The sequence below is a fragment of the Bradyrhizobium sp. NBAIM18 genome, assembly GCF_020193825.1.
In the GTDB taxonomy this organism is placed as follows: domain Bacteria; phylum Pseudomonadota; class Alphaproteobacteria; order Rhizobiales; family Xanthobacteraceae; genus Bradyrhizobium; species Bradyrhizobium yuanmingense.
The window spans coordinates 444988-471034 of record NZ_JADYVO010000003.1; the positions used below are offsets into that span (position 1 = coordinate 444988).

The following is a 26047-nucleotide window of genomic DNA, read 5'->3' on the forward strand; positions in this document are numbered from 1 at the left end:
ACCCTCATCAGCTCTCTCGCCTTTGCGTTCCATGAATTCAGCTGAGCAACGTGAGGAGTTGAGATAACCAATTGTCTCTAGTCTATCGGCTTCGATCAGCCCGTCCGCCGATCTTACTCAGAACAAAGCCGCCTCGATGCATAGGTGTATTCAAGGGCGAGTTGACGCGCATCTTCCACGAGATTGGCCGCCAGCGCTATGTCCGCCGTCGATGTTCTCGTAATAGAAGTAAGGCTGGCCCAGCGCGGCGAGCTTCGCGGCAGCTTTGCGGCCGTGCGCTGGATGCGTGCGGTCGTCCTTGGTGGAGGTAAGAATTAAGGGAGCGGGATAGGTCTTGCCCGCCACCAGCTTCTGGTATGGCGAGTAGCCTTCGATCCACGCACGCTGCTCGGCAATGGCGGGGTCACCGTACTCGCCGATCCAGGAGGCGCCCGCGCCCAGCTTGGTGTATCGAAGCATATCGAATAGCGGCACCTCGATGATCGCCGCGTTGAAGAGCTCGGGACGCTGGGTGATCGCGGCGCCAACGAGCAGGCCGCCCTGGCTGCCGCCAATCGCGCCCAGCCGGCGTGGACTCGTGATCTTCCGACGGATCAGGTCCTCGGCAACGGCAATGAAATCATCCCATGTCGTCTGCTTCGTTGCCGCCTGGGCCGCTTGGTGCCATTGTGGACCAAACTCACCGCCCCCGCGCAGGTTCGCAACGACATAGGCATTGCCCTGTTCGAGCCATATCCGCCCCATCGATCCCAGATCAGAGGGCAGTTGCGACTCCTGGAAGCCGCCATAGCCATGGAGAAGTGTCGGGATCGTGCCGTCAAACCTTGCGTTTTTGGGCCGCACCAGAAAATAGGGAACTGACGTGCCATCACGCGAAATGGCTTCGAGCTGCTCCACGACATGGTTCGACGCATCGAAGGCAGAGGGTGCCTTCTTCAATTCCTCTAAGCTTTTGCGTTCGGCATCAAAAGACCAAACTGAGGTTGGTCTGAGATAGCTCGAGACGGTGAATATGACCCGGTCGGCTTCATCGTAGGTGGCTGACAGGCTGACATTTGTATCTTCCGGCAGCGGGATCGGTGTCGCCGACCAAGCTCCCTGGTCGTACTTGTAGAGGAAGGCTTTACTCTGAACGTTCTCAAGGATCGTCAGAATCAAAAAGTTTCTTGTGTGAGTGAACTCGCTCAGTGCCTGCCGGGGCCCAGGCTGAAAGACGAGCGATGGTCTGGCGCGCAAAGGATCCTGTTTCCATTCATCGAGGTCATACGAGATCATCGAGCCGGCCGTGAAGCGGATGCCCTCGGACGGTGTCCAGTCCTCATCAAGTTTCACAAGCAGGCGGCCGCAAGCGAGCGTGGCGATCTCGGCCTTCTTCGGCAGATTGAGCTTGACGGGCCCATCGGGGCGGAAGACCACATACTCGGACTCGAAAGAGCTGATTGCGCGGGCGGCGCCGGTCGCATGAATATGACCATCGCTGTCACGAAGCACGAAGGGGGACGCCCCAACGTCGGTGGGCTCGCCCCGAAAGATCTCGCGAGCCTCACTGAGCGGCTGAGCACGTTTGAGCTCCTTCACCACAAAAGCGTAGCCGGCTTGCGTCAAAGTCCCCTCGCCCCAGTCCCGTGCAACAAGGAGAGTGTCACCATCGACCCAGCTGACGTCCTGCTTGCCCTCGGGGAGACGAAAGCCGTCCGCGACGAAGGTCTTGGCCGCGCGATCGAACTCTCGTATGGACACGGCATCCTTTCCGCCATCGGAAAGACTAATCAGGCAACGGCGCCCTTCAGTCGGAAGGCAGCTGTGACCTTGAAAGACCCAATTTCTGTTTTCGGCGGCGGCCAAAGCGTCCACGTCGAGGATGGTTTCCCACTTTGGGTGTTGGCTACGATCGCTCTCACGCGTGGTGCGCCGCCAGACGCCGCGCACCTGATTCTCGTCTCGCCAGAACTGCTCCAAACCGCCCTGCGGATGGAACATCTGCGATCCGATCTTTAGCCTGCAGGATGAAGAGCGCCTGTTCGTAGAAGCGCCGATAGCGAGGATCTGACTGAAGCCCCCCGAGCGTCTTCTCGTTCTCGCCGCGAGCCCAAGCCAACGCGCCTGGTCCTTCCATCTCCTCGAGCCAAAGGAATGGGTCGTCAGTCACCGCCGCATCCGTTCGCTCATGCGAAAACGCCGTGGACGTAGCGCTAGCAATCGAAGGCAACACCGCGGACAAGAGTGATGGCGTGTTCATGGACTTTTTCCCGATAAGATCGGCGGGCCACGCTGGCCGGCCCTGGCGCGTCAAGCAGACCCGGCGGAAACCGTGCAAGCGCATGACATAGCGCGGCTTGCGCTATGTCATGCGCCGCTTACTGCAAGCTGCGTGCCGGCTAAGGAGTCGCAAGTTTCAGCGTTCGGGGGCTGCACGACCATGTTCCGTTGCCGCCATTGGTTGCCAAACGGACATCACAGCGTGTCGGCGGACAGCCTGTGAGACAGCGCCAGCATTTTTCGATCTTCAGTGGCAAGACTGGGACGCAGCGATGCTGCTTACCTCCGCATGCGAGGTTCTCCTGGCTGGCGTCACCGGGCAGACTTGTCGACGGGCATCATCAGGACAAGATCAGCGCATTGATCAGCAGCCAGATCGACATCACGCTAAGGGTGGTATGCACGGCGATCTCCGACCCGTGGCTGCAAGCATTGCCGAGTTGGATGAGCTTTTTTCTTGCGCAACACACGAAGTCACGCCGATAACTCGATTCGTTAACTGATTGCCGGGAGAATTGCGCTCGAGAAGAGGAGAGTAAAAATGCCCAAGAAACGCCTACGCTGCAACACGTCTTGGGATTGAGCCAACAAACAACATACAAGCACCAGATCAGGTTCTTCTGCGCAACAAAATGGCGAATGAAGCTGGGCATCAGCAGCAATTGAGGGAGCTACGGTCCAGCTTAAACGATCCTGATCCACCGGGCGGGGACCGACGCACGAGCCGTGGCCCTCATCGAAGCCCTATGACACAAACGAGATCAAGGGCGAGATTTTCGATCGAGAATGCCCGCTGCTGCCTGATCATCCGCTCGCATGATGCCTTGATTTCCTAGGCCTGCGCCGTCCGCAAGAACCGCGTCAGCGCCAAAGACCTGGACTGCTCCTCTGTCCTGCTACAGAAGCCTGTCATCCACTGTGCTATGCTTTTCGTTCGGTCAGTCCTCTCGGGCACCGACCTCTTGTCCGCGATGACCATGGCGTGAAGCTGTCGCCGCCGGCAGATCCCAGAGTCTGTCCTGTGTATGCTTCAGTGGGGCCGCTAAAGCGCCAAAGGCCGACTTCACGGCTCCATAGGCAGCCTCCTTCAAAGCGGCATCAGCGGGATCGATCTCGTTATAGGCGGTCAGCGCCGAGGCATAATCTTGATACAAGGGGATTTGAGCCTCGTTGGGTCCAGCCGAGACCGAGATGATGGACTCGGGCTCCTGGTTGACCGCATCGAGACGGTCCTTCACCTCGCCCGACCCAACGGCATCGGAAGGACCTGCACCTCCTTGTTGCTCCTGCTCCAACGGCATGTCGTGCAGGTGCAGGTCAAAGTCCGCTTGGCCTAAGGTTTTATCTTACTGGGTCGCGCCTGATGTATTGGTCGAGTCCAACGTTTCGGTGTCGAGCCGTCATGGATTCGAACCATCTCGTAACTTCCTTTGACGATGTTTGCGTTCGATGCAGTCGCAGATCAACCCAGATATATCTCCACTACGCCACGGTTGCAGGTCCAGCTTTCCGGAAGCTGACCAGCCGAGCAAAATGGTCGGATTGCTGCATTCAACCAGGACTTCAAGGCGGACGTGGCGGATGAGGCGACGAGATGCCGGATTGAGGCAAGACGACGTTTGGCTTCATCGAGTTGATGAGTGCAAGCGGAGCGTTGCCGTAGTAGCCGGCGACGCGCAATGGGCCTCGACGCTGGAAAGACCCAGGCGCCGTGGCGAGGTGACCGTTCTGATCGGCACAAATGGCGCGAGCGCGGAATGACGAGTCTATGGAGTAGTCAATCCTTTGGATGCAGAAGATCTTGCTCGCTCGACCCCACGATATAGACGGGCATCATAGAGCTCCTGACGTGGTCCGCCCCTCGCGCATCATCGCGCATCCGAATACCAAGTAGAAACCTTAAGAGAATCTTCCTTCAAGCTGTCCCGGCCCGCAACCTTGGCCCTATCAGGTGTGGCCTGCACGGTTATACGATGCGCTTCGATTACATGCCCGTGTTCATACCGTCATGAGGATACTCCGATGTGGTCGGCTTGATACTCTGCCTGCGGCACAAACAATGCGGGCGGCCCCCCACTATGCGATAGGAACGAAATTACAAACTCGAATGTTTGACCGGTTTGGCAGGAGCGTGCGTCGTTAATGGCTCCGCACCTGTCGTACCCACCTCGCGGAGAATGCATATGAGCTCTACATTGCGCAACGATTTGTAGTCGCGTTCCACGCCTCGCCTCCTCCTCAAGGCCCGTCGATACTGCAATTTTGCACATCATTGATGGCGCCCTCTGGTCGTGGTCCAACTCAGCCAGCTTGACTTCGGAGTCGCCTGCCTTTCCAGAAACATCCGGATCGCGGCTTCCGCCGCAAACATGTTTAGCTTATCTCGAATCCGCTACATCATCGGAAGAACCCAACATTCGCATTGGAGGTCAGCGAAGAGGTAGCTCATTGAGCTAGCTACGCTTCGTGAGGATTGCCCGCACTTGGTAGCGCGCAGAGCGCTAGAGTATGGGGCAAAGTCTAACAGCAGCACGCTTTCGAATGGGTTCACGGACTATCATTACCGTCTTCGTGTCCGGCCTAGGCCGTCTACACCGCCTTTCCGATGACAACGACTTTAGTACCTAAACCGCTACGATCGCCTCCCAATTTGGCACACGCATACGACCGCCGCGTCCGCAGCACGGGGACGGATCGATCAGAACGTTAACACAGGGATCCGACAGACCCTCGAGCTTTCAAGAGCGTTTTGCGCCGCGATCTCACCTCGCCTGGTGGTCCACGGCGCCCCGTGACGATCGGCGACGAAATAGAAGCACACCCTTCCTAAACAGCTGCGGGCGCGCAATTCGCTTCGCATTCCGCCGGAGCAACTCAAAGTCGCCCCTTACACTTCGCCAAATCTGCATTAGGGGCAACGGAACCTATGCCGCTACCTTAGATAATACCCTGACGTCGCGCTTTGACGACGCACTAAGTCCGGCTGGACGTTTCCAGCTTTCGCCGCGCATTCTTGACATGAAAGTTGACGGTATTCTCGCTCACGTTCAGGATCACTCCGATAGCCCAGGATGACTTCCCTTCCTCGATCCATCGCAAACACTGTCTTTCCCGTTCCGACAGCACAACTTCTTGCCTATCCGCCATGAATTTCTCCTGTAGTCCAGAGAACAGGAAAGCATCAGCAAATGCCATACCACTCAGTGGCGCCAGCAAACTGTCGGCGAGGCAGGACAAATTCTTCGGCGATTGCCACGCCATTCGCGCGAACCTGCCATCCCGCCGCAGCCCTGCCGACAGGCTGCAACGTATGTCGTCAACCTCACAGCAGCTTTGCGACAATCGTGGCTGTTCGATATTTGCGTCAACTCTATGTGAGCCGGATATCACCCTTTCACTAAGCGCTCCCCCCGAGGAGTGGGGGGCAATTCTCTCTGGGGGCCGCAGCTCCAGGCTCGCGAACGAAAGGTCATTCATTTGCATCCAAAACCCTTCTTCCAGCCTTTGGGCACGACGCCAATCAATCCATAGCGAAAGCTTTGCGTTCGGCGCGCCTCCTATGGCGAGCATGCAAGCCTTTGCGGTCCCAAATAAACTACCAATGCTGGTCATTGAGCGGCATCACGCCGAAACGATATGAGCAGTGACATTGGTGCCAATCGCTCGTTTTCCAGGATTTAGGCATGCAGTATCAACCACAAGCCGTTCGGCCCACCGCAGGTCATCAATGCGCGCGGCCGTCGCCTGCCGAAATGCTTCGTGCCCAGGTCTGCTCGAATGATGAGCTCTCGTTTCTGATGGAAGCGCATGATGGCCTGTCCGCCACAATCGCACAGCGGTCAGGGTTCAAGGGGCTCTGGGCGTCTGGTCTGTCGATTGCCAGCTCCCTGGGCTATCGTGATGCCAATGAAGCTTCATGGAGCCAGCTCGTCCAGAGCGTCGAGCGCATAGTGGACTCGACAGAGCTAGCTGTGCTCGTTGACGGGGATGGCGGCTTCGGCAATTTCAACAATGCTCGCCTGCTCGCACGCAAACTTCGTCAGGCTGGAGCGGCAGGCGTCTCGCTTGAGGACAGCTGCTTCCCGAAGCTGAACTCGCTCATTGGTGAGCGGCATCCGCTCGCCGATATCGATGAATTCTCCGGTCGTCTGCGGGCTGTAAAGGATGCAGTCGCCGAAAATCTCGTTCTCGTGGCCAGGATCGAGGCGCTCATTGCCGGGCACGGATTGAACGAAGCTATCTTGCGGGCTCACGCTTATGCCGACGCGGGAGCCGATGCTATCTTGATTCATTCACGAAAGAGTACGGCGGACGAGATGCTTTCGTTCGTCACCGAGTGGCGGAACCGGCTACCTGTCGTGATCGTTCCGACCACATACTATCGAACGCCAGTCTCAGCCTATCGGGATGCGCGCATCTCCACGGTCGTCTGGGCCAATCACTCCATGCGAGCTGCGGCAGCTGCGATGCGGCGCGTCTGCGATAGTATCGCAGCTCAAGAGAGCGTTGCGAGCATTGAGCCTCAGATCGCACCGCTCAGCGAGATATTCGAGCTCCTGAGGTATGACGAACTCGCCGTGGCCGAAAAGCATCTGCAGCCCCGCTAGTGGCAGCAGGGTTTGTCACCTGAAGCTTCCTTTGTTCAAAATCTGCCGATGAGTCCCCTCACCTTTCGTCGGTCCCGCTCAGCGTCATGGAACTAGCAGCGACGTAAAACTCCTGGAGAGGCTCTCCACATGGCAAAACAGCTTTGCCTATGGCTCAAGGAAGGACACACAGCGGCTGATGCAAGTATATACGCCGACCAGAATTCATGCCTGCCTCTTTCAATCTCTGGGGTGGTCTCACAAGTCTGCGGCACCTGACACTTAACAGAGGCGTTCACGACGCTTGCAGAGCGATAGGCGGGATGAAGAAAGCGAATTGAAATGCCTGTGAATATTCCCAAGCACGCTCTCATTCTTGCCGCTGGAGTGGGCTCTCGTCTACGGCCGCTCACGGAGCTAAGCCCAAAACCTCTAGTCCAAATCCATGGCACCCCCATCCTGCACAACGCGCTACATAACCTTGGGTGTCTTGGCGTGGAACACGTAACGATCGTTGTGGGGTATCGCAAAGAGGCGATCCAAGATGCCTGCGGCAGCCGCTTTGGCAGTGTTACGATTAACTACGTCGAATCCTCGGTTTACGACCGTACTGGGAGCGCCTATTCGCTCTGGCTGGCGCGTGACGCACTCCTTTCCGGAGATTACTTCGTTCTTGAGGGCGACGTCTTCTTCGAGGAAAATGTATTGCGGCAGCTGATCATCACTGAAGCGACCAACGCGGCTGCTGTCGCTCCCTTCCATGAGCTGATGCAGGGATCGGCGGTCCTGTTGTCCGATCTTGGCTTCATTTCAGAATTTCGGTTGAAACAAACAGCGCGAGATCTTATCGCGGGTGGCCCCCCTCTCTACAAGACGATGAATCTCTTACGGCTGTCCGCATCTACTCTGCGGACAGAGGTCATTCCGGCCCTAGACGATATGATCAGGGCCGGAGCTACCCAGGCCTACACCGAGGAGCTTCTTTCCTATCTCGTGGAAACACGAGGCCTACTGCTTGCTGCGGTGAGATGCGATGGCCTCAGGTGGTACGAAATCGATGACGCGGAAGATCTGCGTACCGCCGAGCGCATCTTCGCAGAAGCCGACCACGTTTGATCCTATCGCCCAGGGATGAAGTTCAAGACGGTCACGGAAGGCTTGTCGCTGCGCGTCTTCGACATTCATGGCTGCCTCTGACGCCGGGCGGGTAAGAACGGCCCAGAACCGTAAGCTTGACGGAGGCCGCAATCAAAGCGGCCGCCCATTGTTTTAGCAGAACGCGAGCACTCGTCCCGGCATACAATGTGAAACACATCCCAAGCAATGGTGCTAGCGAAACAGTCATTTCGCGCCCAGCCGCTTTGACCGCAGGAATGGGACAAGACCTAGACCTTGGAGGAGATAGATGACTTCGATTTGCTGAGTTGCGCTCTTCCGGATCGAGACCTTCCTGCAAGCGACTGCTCCGCTGAAGCTGATTCTGGCGAGCAAAGTACGTTCTCGCCAAATTTGATCGGAATACGGCCAGAGCAATCAAGGCTCTCTTTGACAAAGACCGGCGCCGAAGTGGACATTTCAAGCAGGCGCGCCTCCTGGGCGGAGGGCAGACGCGCACTGATCGTCACCCATTGCTGCGAGTAGTCGTCAATTCCGATGCGCCTGAGTGAGCTGCTGCCGGTTTGATGGACACCGAGATTAGGTGTTTCATGAAGCCGGAGGTGGACGATGAAGAGACGGAAGTTCAGTCGCGAGTTCAAGATCGAGGCGGTCAAGCTGGTTAGGGAGCGTGGGGTGTCGGTGGCGCAGGCCGGGCGCGACCTGGATGTCCATGAGTACGTTCTGCGCAAATGGGTGAAAGAGTTCGGCGCCGATCCGGTGCAGGCCTTTCCCGGCCACGGGCAGATGAAGCCGGAGCAGCAGGAGATCGAGCGGTTGCGCCGTGAGGTCGCCAAGTTAAAGGCCGAGCGGGATATCCTAAAAAAGGCCGCAGCCTTCTTCGCGAAGGAAGCGACATGAAGTTCGTCTTCATCGCGAAGCACCGGGCGATCTGGCCGGTGGCATGGCTATGCGATGCGCTGGGGGTGTCGCGGTCGGGCTTCCATGCCTGGCTGAATCGCTCGCCCAGTGCCAGATCCCGCAGCGACGAAGAGCTCGGCGGCAAGGTGAAGGCAAGCTTCATGGCGAGCGACCGCACCTATGGTGCGCGCCGGGTGTGGCGTGATCTGCTTGCCGATGCGGCGGACTGTGGCCTCCACCAAATCGAACGACTGATGCGGCTGCAAGGCTTGCGGGCGCGGCCGCGACGCCGGCGCTTGCCGAAGGACAGCGGCGATCGACAGCTCGAGGCCGTGCCGGCGAACCTCCTTGACCGGCAGTTCATTGCCGAGCGGCCGAACCAGAAATGGATCGCCGACTTTACGTATCTCTGGACGGCCGAGGGCTGGCTCTACGTCGCAGCAGTGATCGACCTGTTCTCACGCCGGGTGGTGGGTTGGTCGATGAGCGCCGCCATGACAGCTCAGTTGGTGACCGATGCCCTGCTGATGGCCGTCTGGCGACGCGGCAAGCCCGACGCACTGTTGCACCACTCCGACCAGGGCAGTCAGTACACCAGCGAGCAGTTCCAGCGTTTGATAGCTGACCACGGCATTATCTGCAGCATGAGCCGTTCCGGCAATGTCTGGGACAACGCGGCGATGGAGAGCTTCTTCTCGTCGCTCAAGACCGAACGGACGGAAGGCAAAACCTACAGGACCAGAGACGAGGCACGAGCCGATGTGTTCGACTACATCGAACGATTTTACAACACGATCCGCAGGCACTCGACCATCGGCTATCTCAGCCCGGTTGAGTTCGAGCGCAAGGTGGGATTAGCTTAACCCCGTGTCCATCAAACCGGCAGCAGCTCAGAGAGCTGCTGAGATCGAGTTGGCGCCAGAGAGTTTGTCCAGCAGTCCGGGAGTGCGTTTCGCCGAAAGTAGCTATGCGCAATGACGATTGGAATCTCGTCCTGATCACTCAGCGTGTCGATGCGCAGGCACATCGTCACGGGCCTGCAAGTCAAGGTAGCCGGCGAGCCGCTCGTCTGCCGGTATCGTTGCAGTAGTCAGGATCTTACGACGAGCCAAGCGGCCTCGCGAGATGAGATTGTCGGTTAGCCGGGTTTGAGAGGAGAGAAGATAGGCTGTTGAATGTTCGACAACGAAGGTGCCTCTCCCCTGCTTGACACGAAGCAGTCCTTCCTGCTCAAGTGCCCGAATGGCGTATCTTACGGTGTGCCGGTTGACACCATATTCGAGAGCACGCTCGACGTCGTTCGGACGTTTTTCGCCTGGCCGAAATCGGCTCGACGCGATAGCTTCTTCGATGTTCGACCGAACAAATTCCCAGCGCTTTCCTTGATACATAGATCAAATGGTCCGTGCTTCAGGCTTCGGCCTGACACGCCGAGCGTTTTCAACGTGCTGGAGACGATCTTGCTGACGGCGAGGTTCCGTTCGGTCACTGATTTATCGGTAATCCGTCCAATGAATCCGCAAATTCCACACACAGCAAGCCCCCTCATGCGTGCTAAGCCGGCGCCCAGGCGGTCGGGTCGCCGGCTCGCCGGCACCTCTCGATAGGCTGGATGCTCCAGACGCCCTCCAGAGCTAAGATCAGGGTCAGGTCGCGGAGCCGCAGTGTGCTGGCAACAAACTGGCCTTCGTTGACCTCCTCGAAAAGCGCGATCTCAGGATTTCCGGATTACCTGCCGCGCTGCGCGCCAAGCTCAAACATTACCCTTAGAGGCTAAACACCACGAATGAGCGTCCGAACCTCATCGGTCAGGACTCGTTCCACGAGCCACTTCGGAGGCTCAATCCGTGGTGGAAGATATAGCGCGCGATAGAGCCGATCGAGTTCTTCGGCGCTGCGTGGAACGTCCGACGAATCCAAGAGTGCGGTCATCGTGCGCATGGGATAGAAGCAAGGCTTGCGCTTATCTTGAGCGATCAACACGTCTTGGGAGCGACGGGTAGCCGATCCGTCCAACAAGCGCAGCCACATCTGACAGAACAGCGCGTAGCCATAAAGTTGGGCTCTGGTATCTAAAGAAAGAGCTGTCTCTGAAGGCAGCACTGGGAATTGCAACTCACCGATAATATCGCCCCTGTCCACTCGCTCTGAAAGATAGTGGACAGTCACCCCGAAGCTCTTCTCGCCATTGAGTATGGCATGCGTCCGCGCAAAACTGCCGCGATATTCAGGGAGCGGGCCTGGATGAAGATTAATGCCTCCTCGACCAAAGCCTGCGAGGATTCGGGCGGAGAAGATTTTGTTCCACATGATACTGACGAGAAATTTTCCGAGAGGAGGAACATCGTCTATCGACTCGAAGAACGGTATCCCGAAGCGATCTGCGACTTGCCAAAGCTCCTCACTGGTTTCATGCCGCCACCATGTTTTCTCGTACCGGGAAGCGCCGAGAATGCCCGCGATGTGGTCTTTGCCGCAGGTCTCGATGACAAACAGAAGACAGCGGGTCGCGAGTCCCCTGGTTCCGGCAAATACCACGCCGTCAATTACGCTCGACATTTCTCAGCCTTATCGCGTTCTAGGCCACACCGATTATGTGCCCGTTCTACTCGTAATCAGCAGTCCGGCGGACCCGGTGACCGCTACGCAGATGGTGATGACATGCACAAGAGTGCCTGAGGCTTTGACCTTGAACGGCGCGATGTGGAGCAGCGATAGCGGTACAAAGACGGCAGGAAGAACGACACCTAGCTCGAGCGGCGCAATTGTGCGGTCAACTATCAAGATCGCCGCGAGCACTGGCAAAGCGTAAGAGAGAGGTAGACCGGTCGAATAACCGCGATGGTCCAATCCGAAATAGTCAAAATATGCCAGGCGAAGAGCGTCGATCAATATCATGAACGCTGTGAATACCGCAGATGCTGGCAAATCGATGAAAGATGCGATGACAATTGCCGGGATAACTGTCCAAAGATGAGGTCCGGGAACGCATCGAGAGCTTTACCAATGGCCTTGGTGGCCATCGTTCGATTCTTGGTACGCCGGGCAATTTCGCCATCGACATCATCAGCGATAATCGCCCAGAGTCCGAGCGCTACTCCCGCCTCCTGGTGTCCTCTGGCTACTAACCCCATCGCTGCACCAGAACAGAGGATCCCCACGGCGGTAACGGCGTTTGCGCGGTCAGATAGGTATGCGATCATCGCACCTGTTTCCGCCGAGGCGATCGAAATCTCACGCCCTTGCGGCCGCTTGCGCACCGCAACTGCGCTTAAATTGGGCGAGGTCCGCCAGGTCCGCAAACTACCAGTTCTAATAGCCATTCGTCGGACTGCTGGTTGAAGCAGTCCTCGACCTTTTGATCTGTCGAACTCAAGAGACGCAGAAAAATCGACTGAGGCTCGGCCGACCGGCCGGAAGGCTGAAGCGACCGCGACAACACTATGGAGTGCATCAACGCTGGTCGGAGCTGGGATCAGCAATTAGCGGCGCACCCCCGACCGAGATTGGGCCTTCTGACTTAGAGGGCTGGACCATTCTCTTCACCGGCCTCGATACCGGACGGGCTGCTGGTGGAGAAGGAGCCTCGGGCACAGATGTAGGGACCGGTGAATTCTGCAAAGACTCGATCTTGGCCGTCAATGCCTCGATCTGGTCGGCCAGCCGCTTCAAATCGGCTTGCTGCGCACCCATGTTGCGATTGAGCTCTGCAATTCCATCACTTGCCTTCTCAATTTCATCACTCGCCTTCTGTTGTCCCAATCGGATCTCCCAGAGAGCTTCCTTTTCTTCGTGTGACAAGCCTGTCGTCTGAGCAGCTTCACGCGCCGATGACGTCCCGGGAGGTGCCTCGGCGCTAGTCCAATAATAGGCACCCCCAGCGCACAGGCCGATGGAGACGGCCAAAAGCACGAGGATCCAAGAAAAGCGCCTTGAAGGCCTGTGCAAGTCGGGTGGCAAATCCGAGGCGTTCGCTTGATCAATCACATCCATGTCCAGTTCCTATTGGCTTTTGTCGTTGACGCCATACCGGCCAACCGTCAAGTGGTACTGTCGGCGACAGCACCTCTTTGCGCAATATTGCCAGTGCTCAAGCTCAGTTCACGACGTGCTCCGCGAGCCAGCGCTACCTTGCTGCTGTTACGGCCACTTCCTTGCCGTTGAAACTCCAAGAATTGGCGGGGTTAAGTGAGCACTGACACACCAAGATGACGGATGACTTTCCTCGGGACTCCCACGATCTCTCCCCGAGGAGTGCTCCATTGTAAACGCAAACCTTCTTATGGCTTTGCCGATCCAGCGGCGAAAACGGGTGGGATATGGGGCTTAACGCACCCAGCGATGACTGAGATGCGAGGTCGTCGAAGTCAGCCGGTTGCTTGCGAGACGCCGGGAGACCTTCAAACTTGCTTTCCAGCAAATCGACGCGCAATTGGCGAAGATCGCGAGACCGATGTCGCTCTCGTCCTCTGGTACCCGCACCGCGCCGACCATTTCGGCGACCGGGAGCGCTCGCGTCACATCAAAGTAGCCGAGCATCGGCTTACCGCGCACACCGCGACCACTCTTCGGGAGATTCAGGCCGTAGACCGCCAGGATCCGGCGCGACTTCGGGTATATGCGCCGGATTCCACTGCCGAATGCAAGATAAGACAGCGAACGTCACCTCAAGTTGTACCAAATTACACGGTCTGTGTTGCTACCCTCACGCGACTTACTTCTTTCGAGGTTTGAATATGAAGAGACTCTAGGACTTTTGCTGCTTGCCCAATGTTTCATGGTATCGAGCAAGGCCACCGCGCAGGGTCTTCCTGCTCCTTCATTCTGGAAGAATGAACGGGGTTCAGAACTGTTCGTTTTGTCCGCCAACAGCGGGGCAATACAAGGAACTTTCACAAACCACGCTCACGGTTTTGCGTGCCAAGACATCCCCTATCCCGCATCCGGAGCCGTTAGTCCCAGGGGCTTGTATTTTGTTGTCACTTTTGCCCAGTGCAATTCCTTTACCCGCTGGGTTGGCAAAATTAATGGCTCCAAAATGCCAACGTCATGGACGCTGTTCTACGTTGACCAGAACGGCAAGCCCAGCAAGTTGAAGGGAGCCGATACATTCACGCGCGTATGGTAGTCTCACTCTCCTTGCAACGTCGCGACCTTCGACTGGCGCTCTCGCGAATTTGGCTGGTCGCTGTGAGACGTTGAGGCTTGCCTTTCGGAAAGCTCTGGGCTGTCCAGCGTCACGCAGCTTGGATGCTTGGCAGCCCAATGTTCCGGCATAGCCCATGAATAACATCAAAAGGCCCCTTCCCGGATTCGAAACGGCTGTTTAAGCTTGTATCCAGACTTTGGGACGTTCCGCGCATTTAGCATTACTCTTCATGTTCTCGTTTTGAAACGGAGTTCGGGGCCCAGAAGGGGTGCCGCTAATATCTACGGCGTTCGTGTTGCGGCGTTTGGTTGACGGATGTGAGTTTTCAGCTCTCGATACTTAAAATTCTCGCCGGCCAACCGGAGGGCCGCGCCAGTCTCGCCGTCCTAAAGAATTACCTCACAGTATTCTACACCAGCGGCCCGGAGTGGACGGCTCGCATGAAGCGACTGGCCGAGCGGGCACCAGGTCTCAATACTTTCGGGCAGAAATTGGTTGAGCGAGACTCCGGGCACTGGATCATAACAGAAGGGGGACGCGCCTTTCTTGCTTCACTGGAACGAGCGGCGGTGACCATCACTCAGGAGCGAGCGCTCGAAGACACGATTGAGACGCCTCTCGCAAGTAAACTTCCCGCGTCTCCTCTGACGTCGGGACGCCGCAATGGCAGTCGCAGACATCGCCGCCGCAATCGGCCGTCCGGGCGCGAATGCCAGTCGCCATAGCCTGCAAAGCGGATTGCGATTGTCACGTGCACCCACCAGTTAAGGATTTGATCGTTGCGCAAACAACTAGCTACATCGTGGTCATTTAGCTGGAGATACTGACGTGGCGGCTGGCATTGTAAAGTGGTTTAACGCGACGAAGGGTTACGGTTTCATCAAGCCTGATGATGGCGGAGCGGACGTATTCCTGCACGTTGGGGCGGTTGAGAAGACCGGCTACGCCCGGATCGACTTCGAGTTCAAGACAGCCAGCTCAGGCAAAGTGTCCGCAGAAAATCTGCGCATCGGATGATTTTAGCCCTTCAGCTGCGGCGGGAAGAAAACTTTCGCTGCAGCCGCTCCATTCGGTCCGCGTGAAGTCCATCTCAAGCATTTGCCATGTTGCACGCGCCTTACAGACCATGCTGTCGGCGCAACAAAAAGCACCAGATCGCATATTTGCGCGGAATTTTCAGGCTTCGCCGATCGTTTTCTGCATCTTATTCGGAGAGACGATGAGAAGCCGTGCCCCGTGCGGGGCTGGCTAGTGCTCGGGCTGGAAGCGCGCAATTCTGCGCGGGCCATCCCAGAGTTCTACAGGATCGTCCTCGAGCAGATCCTCAGCACGTGCCTTGGCTTCGTCCTCGGTGGCACAAACTAAAGCAATCGTCAGAATGATTTCGCCCTCGAGTGTGAGGACAACCGCGCGAAATGTTTTCATCGATCGGAGTTACACCTGTTCCCCGTCTCTTCCTATTCTTTTGTGTTCAGAGCCTGGGCAGGTAAGGGCGGGTGAACGGCAAACTTTTCGGCAGCGCGATCTCGCGTCCAAAGCCGCCGCTTAGCGCATCTCGCAATTTTCCTCCACATTAGCGCAATTGTCTTCCTTGTCGCTCAAACGCATAGATCGGATTGATACCGCAATAGGCGTATGTACCGGATGCGGTAGCCATGCACTGGCTATAGGTTGAGAACTGGCAGTTGCCCGGATATCCCCAAGTACGGCCCTGCAGGCAATAAACGTCTTGGCGAGCCGGTGGGGTCTGCGAGTGAACCCGTGAACCAGCGGTCGAAGGCGATCCAAAGCCGACGAGGATGGGAAGTATGAGCACTCCGGTAACGAGAAAGTCGCGCATGAGATCTCTTGCCTCCGTTAAGTTCGCTGAAGGATGGAGGATCTGAATTGAACCATCTGACCTTAGTCAATCGCACATCGCCGGTCCAGCTGGTCTACCACCGGAAAGAGCGTTCAGCTTGTCCGTAACCACCAGCGCGAAAGCGGCACGCCGGATACAGGTAGGGCGCAGGCAATAAGAGGGCCGGAGCGAAACGGGACGGCACCGTGGTCGTCACCATTTGCCGAAAATCGCCCGGACCTCCAAGCGGCTTTCCTGCGGCTTTCCGTAACGAAATGCGTGTTTTGCGCGACTGCGCCATTCCGAGCGGAGTAAAAGAGCAAAATATACGACGCGAGCGCCGTAGGAACTCATGAACGTCCTTGCACGCCAGCGCGATACGCAGGACCTAGCGCCCCATGCTAGGGGATTTGGAGAGCGCTTCGCGACCGATCTGCTTTAGGGGTCTGGCCTTGTCTCACCTGTGCTAGCCGCTTCCAAAGCGATCACGCAGAACACTTAAGCGGCACACTCGTGAGACGGTCGCTGAGACTAACGCGATTGTCTGACGTACCTTTGCTTGACTACCAATAGCCTGCAGCACGCAGAAAACATCGCTGATTGCCTGACCATTGAAACAGTTTCACGTGCAGTGTCGCAATTGCATAGTGCCGGCGTGCTCGATTCATCGGCAATACTCAACGCGAAATCATGATTGTAGATCGGCAGCGGCTCGCACGTTTTGACCTGCAAAATCAGATCCGTGGTGCGTGCGTGCAAGTCCTAGCGATCGGCGAAGAAGGGCGGCACAGCAACCACGGTTTTAATCAGATTGGATACCGGACGCATGGGATATCGGTGCCATGGTGAGGCGGTGCCGGCGCTTGCGCTGGAGCGCTACGAGAAGCTCACTGGTCAGTCAGCCTGTTCGCGTGGCTCGATCACGCCTTCTTTGGCGTTGCCAGAATGCCTGCCACCCTATAAAGGAGCCCGGGCACCGTTCGGGCTGTCTTTCAGCGGTCGCCGGCGGCGGGGCCCGTAGCTCAATGGTTAGAGCCGGCCGCTCATAACGGTCTGGTTGCAGGTTCGAGTCCTGCCGGGCCCACCAGCGGGATCAATAATGTGCGGACACTTTGAAAACGACTCGATTTCCTTTTTAGAGCGACTCGATTTCTTTTTTGAAACGACTCGATTTCAGATCTCACTGAGATCACTGACGAATTTCCCTTCGATTTTTTCGCCGATTCTTGCGGACGAAAAAAGCGAGGGGGGTCTTTTCGCTCGAACAGACTTCTGCAGCGATCAATGCGTCGCCGGCAACGACTTCGTAGGACCAGCGTCACGTCCATATGCAGGGGCTGCTAAGAAGCCAATCTCAGCACGCGTTGCCTTCCGGACGCACGCTTCCGCCGACGATAACCACGCACCTGGTCATCTCGGGCATTGAAGTCGGCCGCTTCGGTGAGCATCTTCTGACCTTTACGCTGCCGCGCATGCCCCGTCCCACCTGAGCCCCACATGAGTTCCTCGACCCGAAACTTCTCTGCCAAATGCCCCCGTTGCGGCGAGCCACACCGGTACCGCGAGATCAAGTTCAATGTGATCAACGACGAAGGGTATTGGAAATTCCCCTGCAACGGTTGCCAGGTCCCGTTCGTCATCAAGCTTATCAATCCAGACTCAGCCAGCGCTTCCTTTTTTGTTCCGGAAAGATGTGAAGGGGCCTACCTGGGTCCCGCGGAAGACATCGCGGCCGGTGTGGCGATCCACAATCTTAAACCGAACAAAATCGAACACCGGTTCAACTACGCCACGACCCCGATCCACGTTTGCGACCGAGTCCAGGCGAACCTCGAAGTCGTCGCCCGCGATGCGCTTTCGACCGTTCTCGACGGGGTCAAGAAGGAATACGGGGCTGCCATCAACTACAGCCTCTCCACGGGCATGTTTCCAAGCTGCGATCACGTCGTCGTACGCGTACCACTAACATGCCCCTGCGGGCATCCACATGTCGCGACCTTCTATGCGAAATTCCTGCAGGACGGATCGATGCAACAATCGCTCGACGAGTACCTTCTGGCCGACATCACCGGGTGCTCGCTGGAAGATCAACTTGCTGGCCTGTTCACGAAAAGCGAGGCCATGGCGATCCTGGAGAAGCTGTTGATCAGATGGCACCTGACGACGAAAGCTATCATCGTGGCGTCGCCGTTTGTCGGGCATCAGTGGATGGCGCACACCGAAAAGATGGATATCTGGAATTGGCTTCTCGGCCTTCTGGATCCGAACAAGGCGGCCTTCATCACAAGGAGCAAAGAGTTCACGTCGTTCAAATCGCTACTGCAGGACGTTGAAGGCCTCGACTACCACGTTCTGCAGGAATATGGCTTGGAAAGCAGGCTTGTCGCGGCCAACACCAAAAAGCAGGACTTCCATGCCAAGTTCTTCATCGGGATGAACGACGAGCAGTGCGAAGTCTTGTCTGGATCGGCCAACTTGGTGAACGGAAAATCCATCGAGAACCTGGCTTTCAAGGCTATCTCACCGGGACGCTGTGCAAGCCGGTACCTAGACAAGCTGAACGTCAAGCTTCCCGAGTTTCCAGACCAATCGCGACATTTCGTCCTCATCGAGAAGGTCGGCGACAAATGGAAGGGAAGGACGGAGACCGGCCCACGCCTAGCTCCCTGTGAATAAATTCGCGGCGGAAATTCCATTCCTCATAAACCAAGAAAGAGCGCTCACCTCGGCACGGCCACGTACTTGTCCGGCGTCAGCCACAGGCCCGCATCTAGCGGCGGCTTGATATCGAACATCTCCGCGCCATTCTGGAAGTGGAAAACCCTTCGGATGCGGTAGGTCGACGGATTCAGGGCAGCCGTCGCAACCTGGTTGCCGGACAACCAGAACCGAGTACGAGCATGTCCGTTGGTGGTCTTGATCTCGAGCAGCCGTTCCTCACCGTTGTCCGGATCGAATGACCTGATGTCGTAGCCCCGGTGATCCTCCCCTCGGTCGGAAGGCCAGTCCAGCTCCTTGGCCAGATCTTTGCGGCCGGCCTGGCAGAGCCGGTCGTACTCGAACTCGAGCACCATCTCCTCGCCGGCGCGCCCTAGCGAGCGGTTGAGCTCGTCCCTAATGGCCGGATCGTACTTGCCAATCAAGCGCCGCAGCGCGGGCTGATCATCCCGCGGGTTCGAATTCAAAACGACGGCCGCGGCACCAGAACCGGCCCTCCCGCCGACGCGAAGCGCGGCTTCACCGGCACTGGCTCGATCAGCGCCTTAGGATGCTGCTCCAACTTGGCCTCAACGGCCTCCACCAAGGAGTCCTGGTAATTGTGGGCCGGGAGGAGCCCAGGGATCCAGGCTATCCCAAGCTCGTCTAAGACTGCCGACACGTTGCGGAGCTTCCATTCAATCGACTTCTCGGACCGCCCAACCTCTGGCGCCAGCCTCCTGTATAGGTCGGCCTTGTTGATCTTGTCGCCGGCCCGATCCCGCTCGAGCATCAGGAAATAGTTGGCGACCACGATGGCGACCTGCTCGGCCGTCCAATCGGTCCCCTTGGCCCCCGGCGCTGCCCCCTCGGCGTCCACGATTACTTTCCCTGCCCCCGACCGGAATCCTACCAGGCGGCGCCAAATCCGCAAAATGCGAGAGGCGGCGCTCGCTTCTCCAGTGTTTTTCGACGAGGGAGGCCACCCAATGCTTAGCTGGCCGATAGAGAGAAGCCGGGGAAATTCGACTCCTTGCTAATTGACCAATCTAACGCTTTCTGAATCAATTGCAACGTTTATTGATATGTTTGCGCAACCTCAGGACAAAAATGGATTCTTTCTTTCGTGTTCTGACGCCTTTCTTCGGAGCCCCGAAGAATTACCAAGAAATGCTTTGGAAGATTGCGGTCGCGGACTTCTGGTTGGGGCTTATTTGCACGTTTCTACTTAGGTACGATCCGTGGATTGATGGCGTCTTCAAGCGCCTGGAGGAGCTACCCGGCCTTAAAGAGTTCGCCGCGCTGGCGAAACTGCCGCAGATCACTTCCGTTGATTTGGCCACGGTGAGCGTCGCAAACGTCGTGATCGCTCTAGCGATCATGCTGTTTAGCCGCACAACCAGATTTCACGACCTCATTTCTGATGTCTTCGGAATTCGAGCCCGATTTGATCACGCGAACATCCTTTTACCCTTGGCCCTCACGTCAGGCGCCAAGATGACCGCTCGGCAGATCGCCAACATCAAACGAGATCGCTCGCATCTGATGCGGGATACCTTCTACAAATATGCTTCGAGCACAAAGGAGAAAACGCTCGTCGACAAACACGACATTGAAAGCGCGCTCGAGTCTTGGACTCTTTTTTGGGTCGCGCTCGAAGGGCTCGCCATACTCGCCGCTTGCGCTTTGTTCTCGGCCATCGCGGCTTCCGCCTGGCTACTCATCCTATTTTGGTCGGCCTCGGTGGCATTTTTGCTGTTCATGCACTTCCGCTACACCAAGTTGGAACGAAGGGTTGAGCCGGAGGTACAGCAGATCGCCAGCGATGCCGAGGCGAACGCCGCAAACCGCCAGGTTTTCGAGGCAATTTGATGAGGTACAAGATCGGGAAAGACATTATCATCCGAAGCGAAAACGCGGCCAAGCCGGAGGCTCAGAGCTCGTCCTACCTGAACAAACTGATCGCGCAGCTAAAGCCTGTGCACAGCAGCTTCGACTTTGGTTGTGGCAAGCTCCGCTACGAACGGGCAATTGCGAGGACCACCGACGAACTCGCGCTTGTAGACTCTGAAGTCCAGCTTTCGAGGACTCAGATGATCCGTGGTCGCCCAACAACAATCCGCGACTACGTGAAGAAGTCAAACCACGTCCACGCATACACAGTCGACCAGTTTGCTTCCCACAGTCGAAAGTACGATCGCGGATTCTGCATTAACGTACTTTCGGTGATTCCTTCCGCAAGCGTTAGGATGGGCATCATTCAGTTGATGAGAACCAAACTGAAGCCGGGCTGCTCCTGTCTGTTTGTATCTCTTTACCGCAACTCGGACTTTACGCGAATGCAGAGGCTTCCCAATTGCAGGCCGTACGACAACGGCTTCTTGATGGACTCTCTTCGCGGGTACTCCTTCTACGGACTTATTCCGCCCGATGATCTTGTCTGCCTTGTTGAGCGCGGCGGTTTCAAAGCGGAGTCCCTAGAACTCGATGAAGGCTCCGCCTACCTCTGGGCGAAGTCACCGGACAAGGCGAGCGAGCCAACTCAGTTCGACATCCGGGAAAGTCTCGAAAACTTCCAGATTCGGGCGCGTTAAGGCTTTAATCCGGATCATATTCGCGGATCAGCCTAAGCTAGACCACGATGGAGCAAAGCGTTGATGGAGCAAAGCGTTGCCAAGCCAGGAGGTGAGCGAAGAGATCAGAAGCCGCCTCCCTGACGATTTTTCCTAGACTCCAGCTTGACGGCGCGCTGACGGTACTCACTCGGAGAACAATCCCGCGCGCGCCAACCAATCCGCAGGCTTGTTTCGCGAATTGACCGCACACGTACTCGAACTGATGGCACCCTATGCGGACGTGATGCGTCCCCCGTGGTTCAAGCAGGATGAGACCTTCGAGGGCCCCAGGCGAAGACAGCGTGCGCAGTACACTTGGCGGAGAGAGTGGGACTCTCTTCCGCTTCGCCGAGATTGCGCAAAAACCCGCGGAAAACAAGGATTCCCGAAAAACCTGGCCCGGTTTTGTGACCACCGCTGTGTACCACTTATTTTGGTCGCAGGGTCGTCAATTTCGGCAGCTTTCGAGGCGTTTGGGAACGGGCGCTATTGCGGCGGAGCGCCCAAGGATTCGGCGGTGATCGCGTAATTGCTCCGAGCGGCCCACGTCGCGCGAATTCTAGTTCGAATATGGCGAATCCGGAGGCGACGCCCTCCGCCCCGAGAGCGCCGATATCATCTACGCGCCGGTTTGCTCGCGGGTTCAGGGGGAGCCGGCGAGACCGCGAACGTCACCCACGTGCTCCAGGTGTTCGCCCGGTTCTCGACCTCGAGATCCTTGTAGCCTCGGATGTTGAGATAGCCCGAGTAGCCTTCGAACAGCTTCGGGAAGATGAAGCCGACCTGAGGACCGATTCCGATCGCCCGTCCGCGGAAGCCGCCGAGCTTCGCGCCCGGCCCGGTGTCGTCCGTGATCTGCTGGTAGAAGTAGCCGGCCAGCCCGACCTGGAACGTTTTGCTCAGAAACTGCGATGCCGCCCAGTCGACATGGAAGTCGATGCCGTTCTGGTACTGGAGGTATGGATTAGGCAGGCTGTAGGTGAATCCGCCGACCACCGAGAATTCGTGGCCGGCCTTCGGGTCGAAGTAGGTGTAGCCGGCCCCTGCGTCCCAGCCGACGAAGCCGAGGTTGAGGTTGGCGAGCCGGTTGGGATCGTAGGTCCCGCTCGGTATGTTGCCGGTGATGTAGACCATCTCGTTGTGGACGCCCTGATTCCACTTTAGGGTTCCCTGGTAGAAGACATCGGATAGCGTCGTCCGATTGTCACTGACCCCTCCAGAGACGGCATTGCCCCTCGGTCCAGTCAGGGTGGCATCGATGCCAACGCCGACGTTGCCGGGAGCGGTGACGATCGAGAACGCAGCCTGGCCGCCGAGAACGGGCATCGGCGACACGTAGGTGATGCCTAGCGCGAGCGCGTCACCGTGGGCGTTGAGGCCGGTCACCACCGTGCCCCGCGCCCCGTTGCTGGTGACGAAGTTCTGGCTGCTTGCGCTGTTGGCCTGCAGATGCAGATAGATCGACGCGTACGACCAGCCAGGCACGCCTGGCGCTGCGGCGAGGCTGCCGAAAATGCCGGGCAGCCACAAGCCGACACCGCCGGCGTCCGCCCGGACGTCGGAAGGAAGCGCAGTGATCGCCCATCCGAGGGTCGCCACGGCCGCGAATGTTGCTTTTGTCATCATGGTGCCCTCCACTATCAGAACGGAACGACGTAGTTGAGGATCGCGATCTGCCGCAGCAGCACGCGGCGGATGACGTGACTGACCTTCACATGGTTGGTGAAAACGGCGGCGGTGCCCGTGGAGCCCGCCGGCAATGTCTTCGCCATCTCGCCGTCGTCGAGCGTGACGCGCACGACGAACGGCACCGTCTCGATCGCCTTGGGCATGACCGCCTGGCCCGAGACCTGCGTCTGCCCGGTCGCGACCGCTTGAAGGATGCTCTCGACCTTGCCGGTGAATATCCGCCCCGGAGCGAACTTGAAGGCGATCTCCACCTCTTGGCTGGGGGCGACGTAGCGCGCGTCGATCTGGTCGATCTCGACCGCGATATGGGTCGCGGAGGTATCGATGAACGCCATCGCCGGCGAGACCGACAGGTTTCCGACGCGGGCTCCCTCGCGGAGCGCGAGGTTGGTGACGTAGCCGTCGGCCGGTGCCCGCACGACGGTCTTGCCGAGATTCCACTGCGCGTTTTGGAGCTGGGCCTTGAGTTGGTCCACCTCGGATTGCCGCTGCTCGACGTCGAAGCCGCGGCCGGCGTCCCGTTCGTACAGCGAGGTCATCTGGGTCAGGCGGGTGCTCGACAGCTTGAGCTGCGCCTCGATCGCCTTGACCTGCGCATCGTAGGGTGTCGGGTCGATCCGGAACAGAACGTCGCCCTCTTGCAACGGCGTGTTCGGCGAAATCGGCACCTCGACGACCTCGCCGGCGACGTCCGGCACAATCGAAACAGCGTTGCGATAGACCAGTGCCTTGCCTTGCGGCGCGCCCCAGCCCATGGGGATGAAGAGCCCAATGTTGAGGAGCAGAAGCACGATCAGAGGCGATGTCTTCCAGAACGCGTTGAAGCGGATGGCGCCGAGCCATACCAACGAGAACAGCAGCGCCAGATAGAGCGCCATAAGGGCGATCATCATGGCCGGGGCTCCGCCGTGCGCTTGGTGGGTGCGTCGACATACGCCCAGATCATCGCGATCGGCCACAGTGCGAAGCCGAAGATCAGAGTGATCCAGCCGGCGACACCCACCGCTTCGGCCCACGGATGTCCACGCCGTCTGGCGACATGGCCCGGCATAGACCCCATCAGCCAAATGACAAGTAAGGGCACCGCCAGCAGAATGGCGAGCACGATCCAGGCAAGGAGATCGAGGCCGCTCATGATCTGCACCTTCAGGTCACTTTCTTCACCTGCGGCGGGGTCCATGACCCGTCCAATATTGGCGCCTTGGGCCAGTACGCCCTGATGTAAAGCGAGAAATCGCCCTTCGGCGCCGGCAGCCAATTGGCGCGGTTAGGCTCCGGTGGCGGTTCGGCCTGGACGTAGATCGTCAAGGAGCCGTCGGCAGCCGTTTTCAACCCCCTGTTCTTCGTGCCGAGCGAATAGCGGCGCAGCTCGTTGGGAACGAAGAAGTGATGCTCGTTGTAGAGCGTCAAGGACCAGAAGCCGTTCACGGGCGGGGTCTCGTCCGTCCCGAACGTGACCGTGTAACGATTGGCCCCGTTCAGCCGCCCACCGCCTGCGTCCAGATCCTGATAGAAATATTTGGTCTCGTTCGGCGCGTTGACCAGGATGTTGGATTTCGCGGTCGCCGTTCGCGTGAAGTAATCCGTGCCGAAGGCCGACTCGTTGACGATCGTGCTCCAGTGATGCTGGAGCTGCCGGCCCCAGTTGCGGAACTCGAAGAGCGGCTTGATGACCTCGTCCTCGACTTCCGCCACCGTTTTCGCCAACGGCTCCTTCCATGCCGGATTGGCTTTCAGGGCCTCGAGCAAGGCCTGCATCTGGGCGTAGCGGGATTCCTCGCCGGGCAGAGCGGGCGCATCCGCGAGCACGTCTGCGAGCTGTTCGAAGAATTTCTCCGGAAACACCCACCTCGACTCGGTTTCGCCTGTCGCCCCGGCGGGCACACGCTTCAGCCTGCTCCATTCGGTGCTCTTCATCGTTCCGTCGAACTCGGCGAGCGGATACATCATCACCTGGCGCAGCACCGACTGGATCGCTTGCTTGTCCTCAGCGGCATCGTCCTGGAAGATGCGTGGTCCGACGAACCCGGTGCTGGTGGAGGAACGGAACACGCGGGTGATGCCCTTTGGGGCCTCACCTTGCCAATTTGGGCCGACGAGCAGATAGAAACCCGGTGTGGTCCCGTACATCTTTCCAAGCTGCACGAAGCTGTCGGTGCGAAGGTCGACGATCTGGTAGACCCAAAACCGATCGCCGAAATCGGGCACCTGGATCACCACCGGCGAGAGGTCGAGCGCAAGCGCCCCCGCTCCATAGACGACGTCCTGGTTCGGGCAGGCAACCAGCCTTTCTTCCGGCTCGATGTAATCGGTGAGCATGCCGAAGCGGTTCAGCGGCGCAATCGGCGCCGGACCAGACAGGACGATCTCGGGCAGATCCTTGAATGCGAGCCGGCGGTTGTAGATGTTGACCAGCGGCCACGCCCAGAAGTAGGCGTCGCGGGCCACAAGCTTTGCGTACTCGATCGTCATCTTGATGCGGGTGTCAGGACCTGTCGGAAGCGAGCGTGCCCATTTCGGCGAAGGCGGAAGTGGCTGCGGGTTAAGCGGCGCGGTCTGGGCGTTTGCGAACACTGGACCCTGCCCGATGCCGCCTGCCGCGGCGAGAGTGGCTCCGGCGAGCAAAACGTTCCGCCGACTGAAGGAGGATCCGATTGCCGTCCCCATATTGGACTCCTAGGTGCCGAAGCGTTGGCGAGGAATGTCATCGAGAGCGTGACGAACTGTGTTGAACGTCAGGATCACGCCGGTGAAGTAGACTGCGAAGAAGAAGGTCTGCCCGAGCAGCCAGGCGTTCTTTCCCGTGATGTTCGGCACGTAGTAGAAGTTCGGCCAGATCATGTTGAAGGCGAAGTAGCCGGGATAGCCGACAGCGAACACGCCGAGCAGACCGATAATGCAGAGCCAGAACGCAAGACCATCGCCTGTCGACCTGCCGTTTGCGCGACCCGTGCTCAGCAGCAACGTCAAGCCGAGCGCGACCATCCCGAGGCCACCACCCTGCACGATCGCCACGGAGAGCGTCCACGGGCACGCCCACCAAAGCGTGACATTGCGCCTGAACAGTTCACCTGCGTCGGCGCTTGCTCCGACGCAGTAGTGGCCGATGATGCCGAAGGTGAGGAATAAACCAAAGACGAAGAAACCGAGCCCCCATTTGGCGAACCGCGCACCCATCGTCATATTAGAATTTCCC

General features: G+C 58.1%; 24 protein-coding genes and 1 tRNA gene. 9 read left to right on the forward strand and 16 right to left on the reverse strand.

Annotated features, from left to right (window positions below; translation table 11 throughout):
* Positions 1 to 150: 150 nt before the first annotated feature.
* The 3 genes from I6F17_RS09410 to I6F17_RS09420 all read right to left on the reverse strand — a co-directional run bounded on the left by I6F17_RS09410 (position 151) and on the right by I6F17_RS09420 (position 5871).
* Positions 151 to 1980, reverse strand: coding sequence for a prolyl oligopeptidase family serine peptidase (locus tag I6F17_RS09410; RefSeq protein ID WP_225131427.1), 1830 nt, complete (start codon positions 1978 to 1980; stop codon positions 151 to 153).
* 1217 nt (positions 1981 to 3197) lie between these two features.
* A complete protein-coding gene (locus tag I6F17_RS09415; RefSeq protein ID WP_225131426.1) occupies positions 3198 to 3554 on the reverse strand; it encodes a hypothetical protein in 357 nt (118 codons plus the stop codon).
* Positions 3555 to 5232: 1678 nt separating this feature from the next.
* Positions 5233 to 5871, reverse strand: a complete 639-nt coding sequence (locus I6F17_RS09420; RefSeq protein ID WP_225131425.1) for a LuxR C-terminal-related transcriptional regulator — start codon at positions 5869 to 5871, stop codon at positions 5233 to 5235.
* A 140-nt stretch (positions 5872 to 6011) separates the two neighbouring features.
* Between I6F17_RS09420 and aepX the strand changes: the two genes are divergently transcribed.
* From aepX to I6F17_RS09435, 3 genes are all read left to right on the forward strand, one after another.
* Positions 6012 to 6866, forward strand: coding sequence for a phosphoenolpyruvate mutase (aepX, locus tag I6F17_RS09425; protein ID WP_225131442.1), 855 nt, complete (start codon positions 6012 to 6014; stop codon positions 6864 to 6866).
* Between the two features lie 321 nt (positions 6867 to 7187).
* A complete protein-coding gene (locus I6F17_RS09430; RefSeq protein WP_225131424.1) occupies positions 7188 to 7961 on the forward strand; it encodes a phosphocholine cytidylyltransferase family protein in 774 nt (257 codons plus the stop codon).
* 609 nt (positions 7962 to 8570) lie between these two features.
* Positions 8571 to 9724, forward strand: a protein-coding gene (locus I6F17_RS09435) for an IS3 family transposase (RefSeq protein ID WP_225131423.1) whose coding sequence is annotated in 2 segments (ribosomal slippage) — positions 8571 to 8820 and positions 8820 to 9724 — 1155 coding nt in all. Because the reading frame shifts where the segments join, the coding sequence is not laid out codon by codon here.
* Between the two features lie 135 nt (positions 9725 to 9859).
* Here I6F17_RS09435 and I6F17_RS09440 read toward each other — a convergent pair.
* The 4 genes from I6F17_RS09440 to I6F17_RS09455 all read right to left on the reverse strand — a co-directional run bounded on the left by I6F17_RS09440 (position 9860) and on the right by I6F17_RS09455 (position 12854).
* Positions 9860 to 10252, reverse strand: coding sequence for a GntR family transcriptional regulator (locus tag I6F17_RS09440; protein ID WP_225131422.1), 393 nt, complete (start codon positions 10250 to 10252; stop codon positions 9860 to 9862).
* A gap of 382 nt (positions 10253 to 10634) precedes the next feature.
* Positions 10635 to 11420: a formyltransferase family protein gene (locus tag I6F17_RS09445; RefSeq protein ID WP_225131421.1), complete on the reverse strand. Its 786-nt coding sequence runs from the start codon at positions 11418 to 11420 to the stop codon at positions 10635 to 10637.
* 335 nt (positions 11421 to 11755) lie between these two features.
* Positions 11756 to 12184, reverse strand: a complete 429-nt coding sequence (locus tag I6F17_RS09450) for a CDP-alcohol phosphatidyltransferase family protein (RefSeq protein ID WP_225131420.1) — start codon at positions 12182 to 12184, stop codon at positions 11756 to 11758.
* Positions 12185 to 12314: 130 nt separating this feature from the next.
* Positions 12315 to 12854, reverse strand: coding sequence for a hypothetical protein (locus I6F17_RS09455; RefSeq protein WP_225131419.1), 540 nt, complete (start codon positions 12852 to 12854; stop codon positions 12315 to 12317).
* 784 nt (positions 12855 to 13638) lie between these two features.
* Between I6F17_RS09455 and I6F17_RS09460 the strand changes: the two genes are divergently transcribed.
* The gene (locus I6F17_RS09460) at positions 13639 to 13989 is read left to right on the forward strand and encodes an avidin/streptavidin family protein (protein WP_225131418.1); all 351 of its coding nucleotides are present in this window, start codon (positions 13639 to 13641) and stop codon (positions 13987 to 13989) included.
* A gap of 849 nt (positions 13990 to 14838) precedes the next feature.
* Entirely contained in the window at positions 14839 to 15027 is a 189-nt protein-coding gene (locus I6F17_RS09465; protein WP_225131415.1) for a cold shock domain-containing protein, read from the forward strand.
* A gap of 231 nt (positions 15028 to 15258) precedes the next feature.
* Here the strand turns inward: I6F17_RS09465 and I6F17_RS09470 are convergent, their stop codons facing one another.
* Together I6F17_RS09470 and I6F17_RS09475 are read right to left on the reverse strand one after the other, a co-directional pair.
* The gene (locus I6F17_RS09470) at positions 15259 to 15435 is read right to left on the reverse strand and encodes a hypothetical protein (RefSeq protein WP_225131413.1); all 177 of its coding nucleotides are present in this window, start codon (positions 15433 to 15435) and stop codon (positions 15259 to 15261) included.
* Between the two features lie 148 nt (positions 15436 to 15583).
* The gene (locus I6F17_RS09475; RefSeq protein WP_225131411.1) at positions 15584 to 15850 is read right to left on the reverse strand and encodes a DUF3551 domain-containing protein; all 267 of its coding nucleotides are present in this window, start codon (positions 15848 to 15850) and stop codon (positions 15584 to 15586) included.
* A gap of 1011 nt (positions 15851 to 16861) precedes the next feature.
* On the opposite strand from I6F17_RS09475, the gene I6F17_RS09480 reads away from it, so the two are divergent.
* Together I6F17_RS09480 and I6F17_RS09485 are read left to right on the forward strand one after the other, a co-directional pair.
* Positions 16862 to 16937 (forward strand) — tRNA-Ile (locus I6F17_RS09480).
* A gap of 410 nt (positions 16938 to 17347) precedes the next feature.
* Entirely contained in the window at positions 17348 to 18526 is a 1179-nt protein-coding gene (locus I6F17_RS09485) for a hypothetical protein (protein ID WP_225131409.1), read from the forward strand.
* Between the two features lie 44 nt (positions 18527 to 18570).
* Here the strand turns inward: I6F17_RS09485 and I6F17_RS09490 are convergent, their stop codons facing one another.
* Positions 18571 to 19035, reverse strand: coding sequence for a DUF3883 domain-containing protein (locus I6F17_RS09490; protein ID WP_225131407.1), 465 nt, complete (start codon positions 19033 to 19035; stop codon positions 18571 to 18573).
* Entirely contained in the window at positions 19032 to 19427 is a 396-nt protein-coding gene (locus I6F17_RS09495; protein ID WP_225190420.1) for a hypothetical protein, read from the reverse strand. The genes I6F17_RS09490 and I6F17_RS09495 overlap by 4 nt, the downstream gene beginning before the upstream one ends.
* A gap of 230 nt (positions 19428 to 19657) precedes the next feature.
* On the opposite strand from I6F17_RS09495, the gene I6F17_RS09500 reads away from it, so the two are divergent.
* A complete protein-coding gene (locus I6F17_RS09500) occupies positions 19658 to 20419 on the forward strand; it encodes a hypothetical protein (protein ID WP_225126096.1) in 762 nt (253 codons plus the stop codon).
* Positions 20419 to 21141 (forward strand): hypothetical protein, encoded by a 723-nt coding sequence (locus I6F17_RS09505; RefSeq protein WP_225126094.1) that lies wholly within the window; start codon positions 20419 to 20421, stop codon positions 21139 to 21141. The genes I6F17_RS09500 and I6F17_RS09505 overlap by 1 nt, the downstream gene beginning before the upstream one ends.
* A 636-nt stretch (positions 21142 to 21777) precedes the next feature.
* Here I6F17_RS09505 and I6F17_RS09515 read toward each other — a convergent pair.
* The 5 genes from I6F17_RS09515 to I6F17_RS09535 form a co-directional block, all read right to left on the reverse strand.
* Positions 21778 to 22788 carry a transporter gene (locus I6F17_RS09515; protein WP_225126090.1) on the reverse strand — a complete coding sequence of 337 codons (1011 nt, stop codon included), beginning with the start codon at positions 22786 to 22788 and terminating at the stop codon, positions 21778 to 21780.
* A 14-nt stretch (positions 22789 to 22802) separates the two neighbouring features.
* Positions 22803 to 23744: a biotin/lipoyl-binding protein gene (locus tag I6F17_RS09520; RefSeq protein WP_225126088.1), complete on the reverse strand. Its 942-nt coding sequence runs from the start codon at positions 23742 to 23744 to the stop codon at positions 22803 to 22805.
* Positions 23741 to 23986 (reverse strand): DUF3302 domain-containing protein, encoded by a 246-nt coding sequence (locus tag I6F17_RS09525; protein WP_225126114.1) that lies wholly within the window; start codon positions 23984 to 23986, stop codon positions 23741 to 23743. Before I6F17_RS09525 ends, I6F17_RS09520 begins: the two co-directional genes overlap by 4 nt.
* 11 nt (positions 23987 to 23997) lie before the next feature.
* Entirely contained in the window at positions 23998 to 25425 is a 1428-nt protein-coding gene (locus I6F17_RS09530; RefSeq protein ID WP_346657015.1) for a DUF1254 domain-containing protein, read from the reverse strand.
* 102 nt (positions 25426 to 25527) lie between these two features.
* Positions 25528 to 26034: a hypothetical protein gene (locus I6F17_RS09535; protein WP_225126084.1), complete on the reverse strand. Its 507-nt coding sequence runs from the start codon at positions 26032 to 26034 to the stop codon at positions 25528 to 25530.
* Between the last annotated feature and the right edge of the window lie 13 nt (positions 26035 to 26047).

Coding starts and splice junctions, on each gene's coding strand:
- I6F17_RS09410 (WP_225131427.1), bottom strand. CDS start 1,980: ATGTTCCATCCGCAGGGCGGTTTGGAGCAGTTCTGGCGAGACGAGAAT.
- I6F17_RS09500 (WP_225126096.1), top strand. CDS start 19,658: ATGGATTCTTTCTTTCGTGTTCTGACGCCTTTCTTCGGAGCCCCGAAG.
- I6F17_RS09445 (WP_225131421.1), bottom strand. CDS start 11,420: ATGTCGAGCGTAATTGACGGCGTGGTATTTGCCGGAACCAGGGGACTC.
- I6F17_RS09430 (WP_225131424.1), top strand. CDS start 7,188: ATGCCTGTGAATATTCCCAAGCACGCTCTCATTCTTGCCGCTGGAGTG.
- aepX (WP_225131442.1), top strand. CDS start 6,012: ATGCTTCGTGCCCAGGTCTGCTCGAATGATGAGCTCTCGTTTCTGATG.
- I6F17_RS09505 (WP_225126094.1), top strand. CDS start 20,419: ATGAGGTACAAGATCGGGAAAGACATTATCATCCGAAGCGAAAACGCG.
- I6F17_RS09520 (WP_225126088.1), bottom strand. CDS start 23,744: ATGATGATCGCCCTTATGGCGCTCTATCTGGCGCTGCTGTTCTCGTTG.
- I6F17_RS09460 (WP_225131418.1), top strand. CDS start 13,639: ATGGTATCGAGCAAGGCCACCGCGCAGGGTCTTCCTGCTCCTTCATTC.
- I6F17_RS09535 (WP_225126084.1), bottom strand. CDS start 26,034: ATGACGATGGGTGCGCGGTTCGCCAAATGGGGGCTCGGTTTCTTCGTC.
- I6F17_RS09515 (WP_225126090.1), bottom strand. CDS start 22,788: ATGATGACAAAAGCAACATTCGCGGCCGTGGCGACCCTCGGATGGGCG.
- I6F17_RS09475 (WP_225131411.1), bottom strand. CDS start 15,850: ATGCGCGACTTTCTCGTTACCGGAGTGCTCATACTTCCCATCCTCGTC.
- I6F17_RS09470 (WP_225131413.1), bottom strand. CDS start 15,435: ATGAAAACATTTCGCGCGGTTGTCCTCACACTCGAGGGCGAAATCATT.
- I6F17_RS09420 (WP_225131425.1), bottom strand. CDS start 5,871: ATGACCAGCATTGGTAGTTTATTTGGGACCGCAAAGGCTTGCATGCTC.
- I6F17_RS09485 (WP_225131409.1), top strand. CDS start 17,348: ATGAGTTCCTCGACCCGAAACTTCTCTGCCAAATGCCCCCGTTGCGGC.
- I6F17_RS09450 (WP_225131420.1), bottom strand. CDS start 12,184: ATGGCTATTAGAACTGGTAGTTTGCGGACCTGGCGGACCTCGCCCAAT.
- I6F17_RS09455 (WP_225131419.1), bottom strand. CDS start 12,854: ATGGATGTGATTGATCAAGCGAACGCCTCGGATTTGCCACCCGACTTG.
- I6F17_RS09440 (WP_225131422.1), bottom strand. CDS start 10,252: ATGTATCAAGGAAAGCGCTGGGAATTTGTTCGGTCGAACATCGAAGAA.
- I6F17_RS09525 (WP_225126114.1), bottom strand. CDS start 23,986: ATGAGCGGCCTCGATCTCCTTGCCTGGATCGTGCTCGCCATTCTGCTG.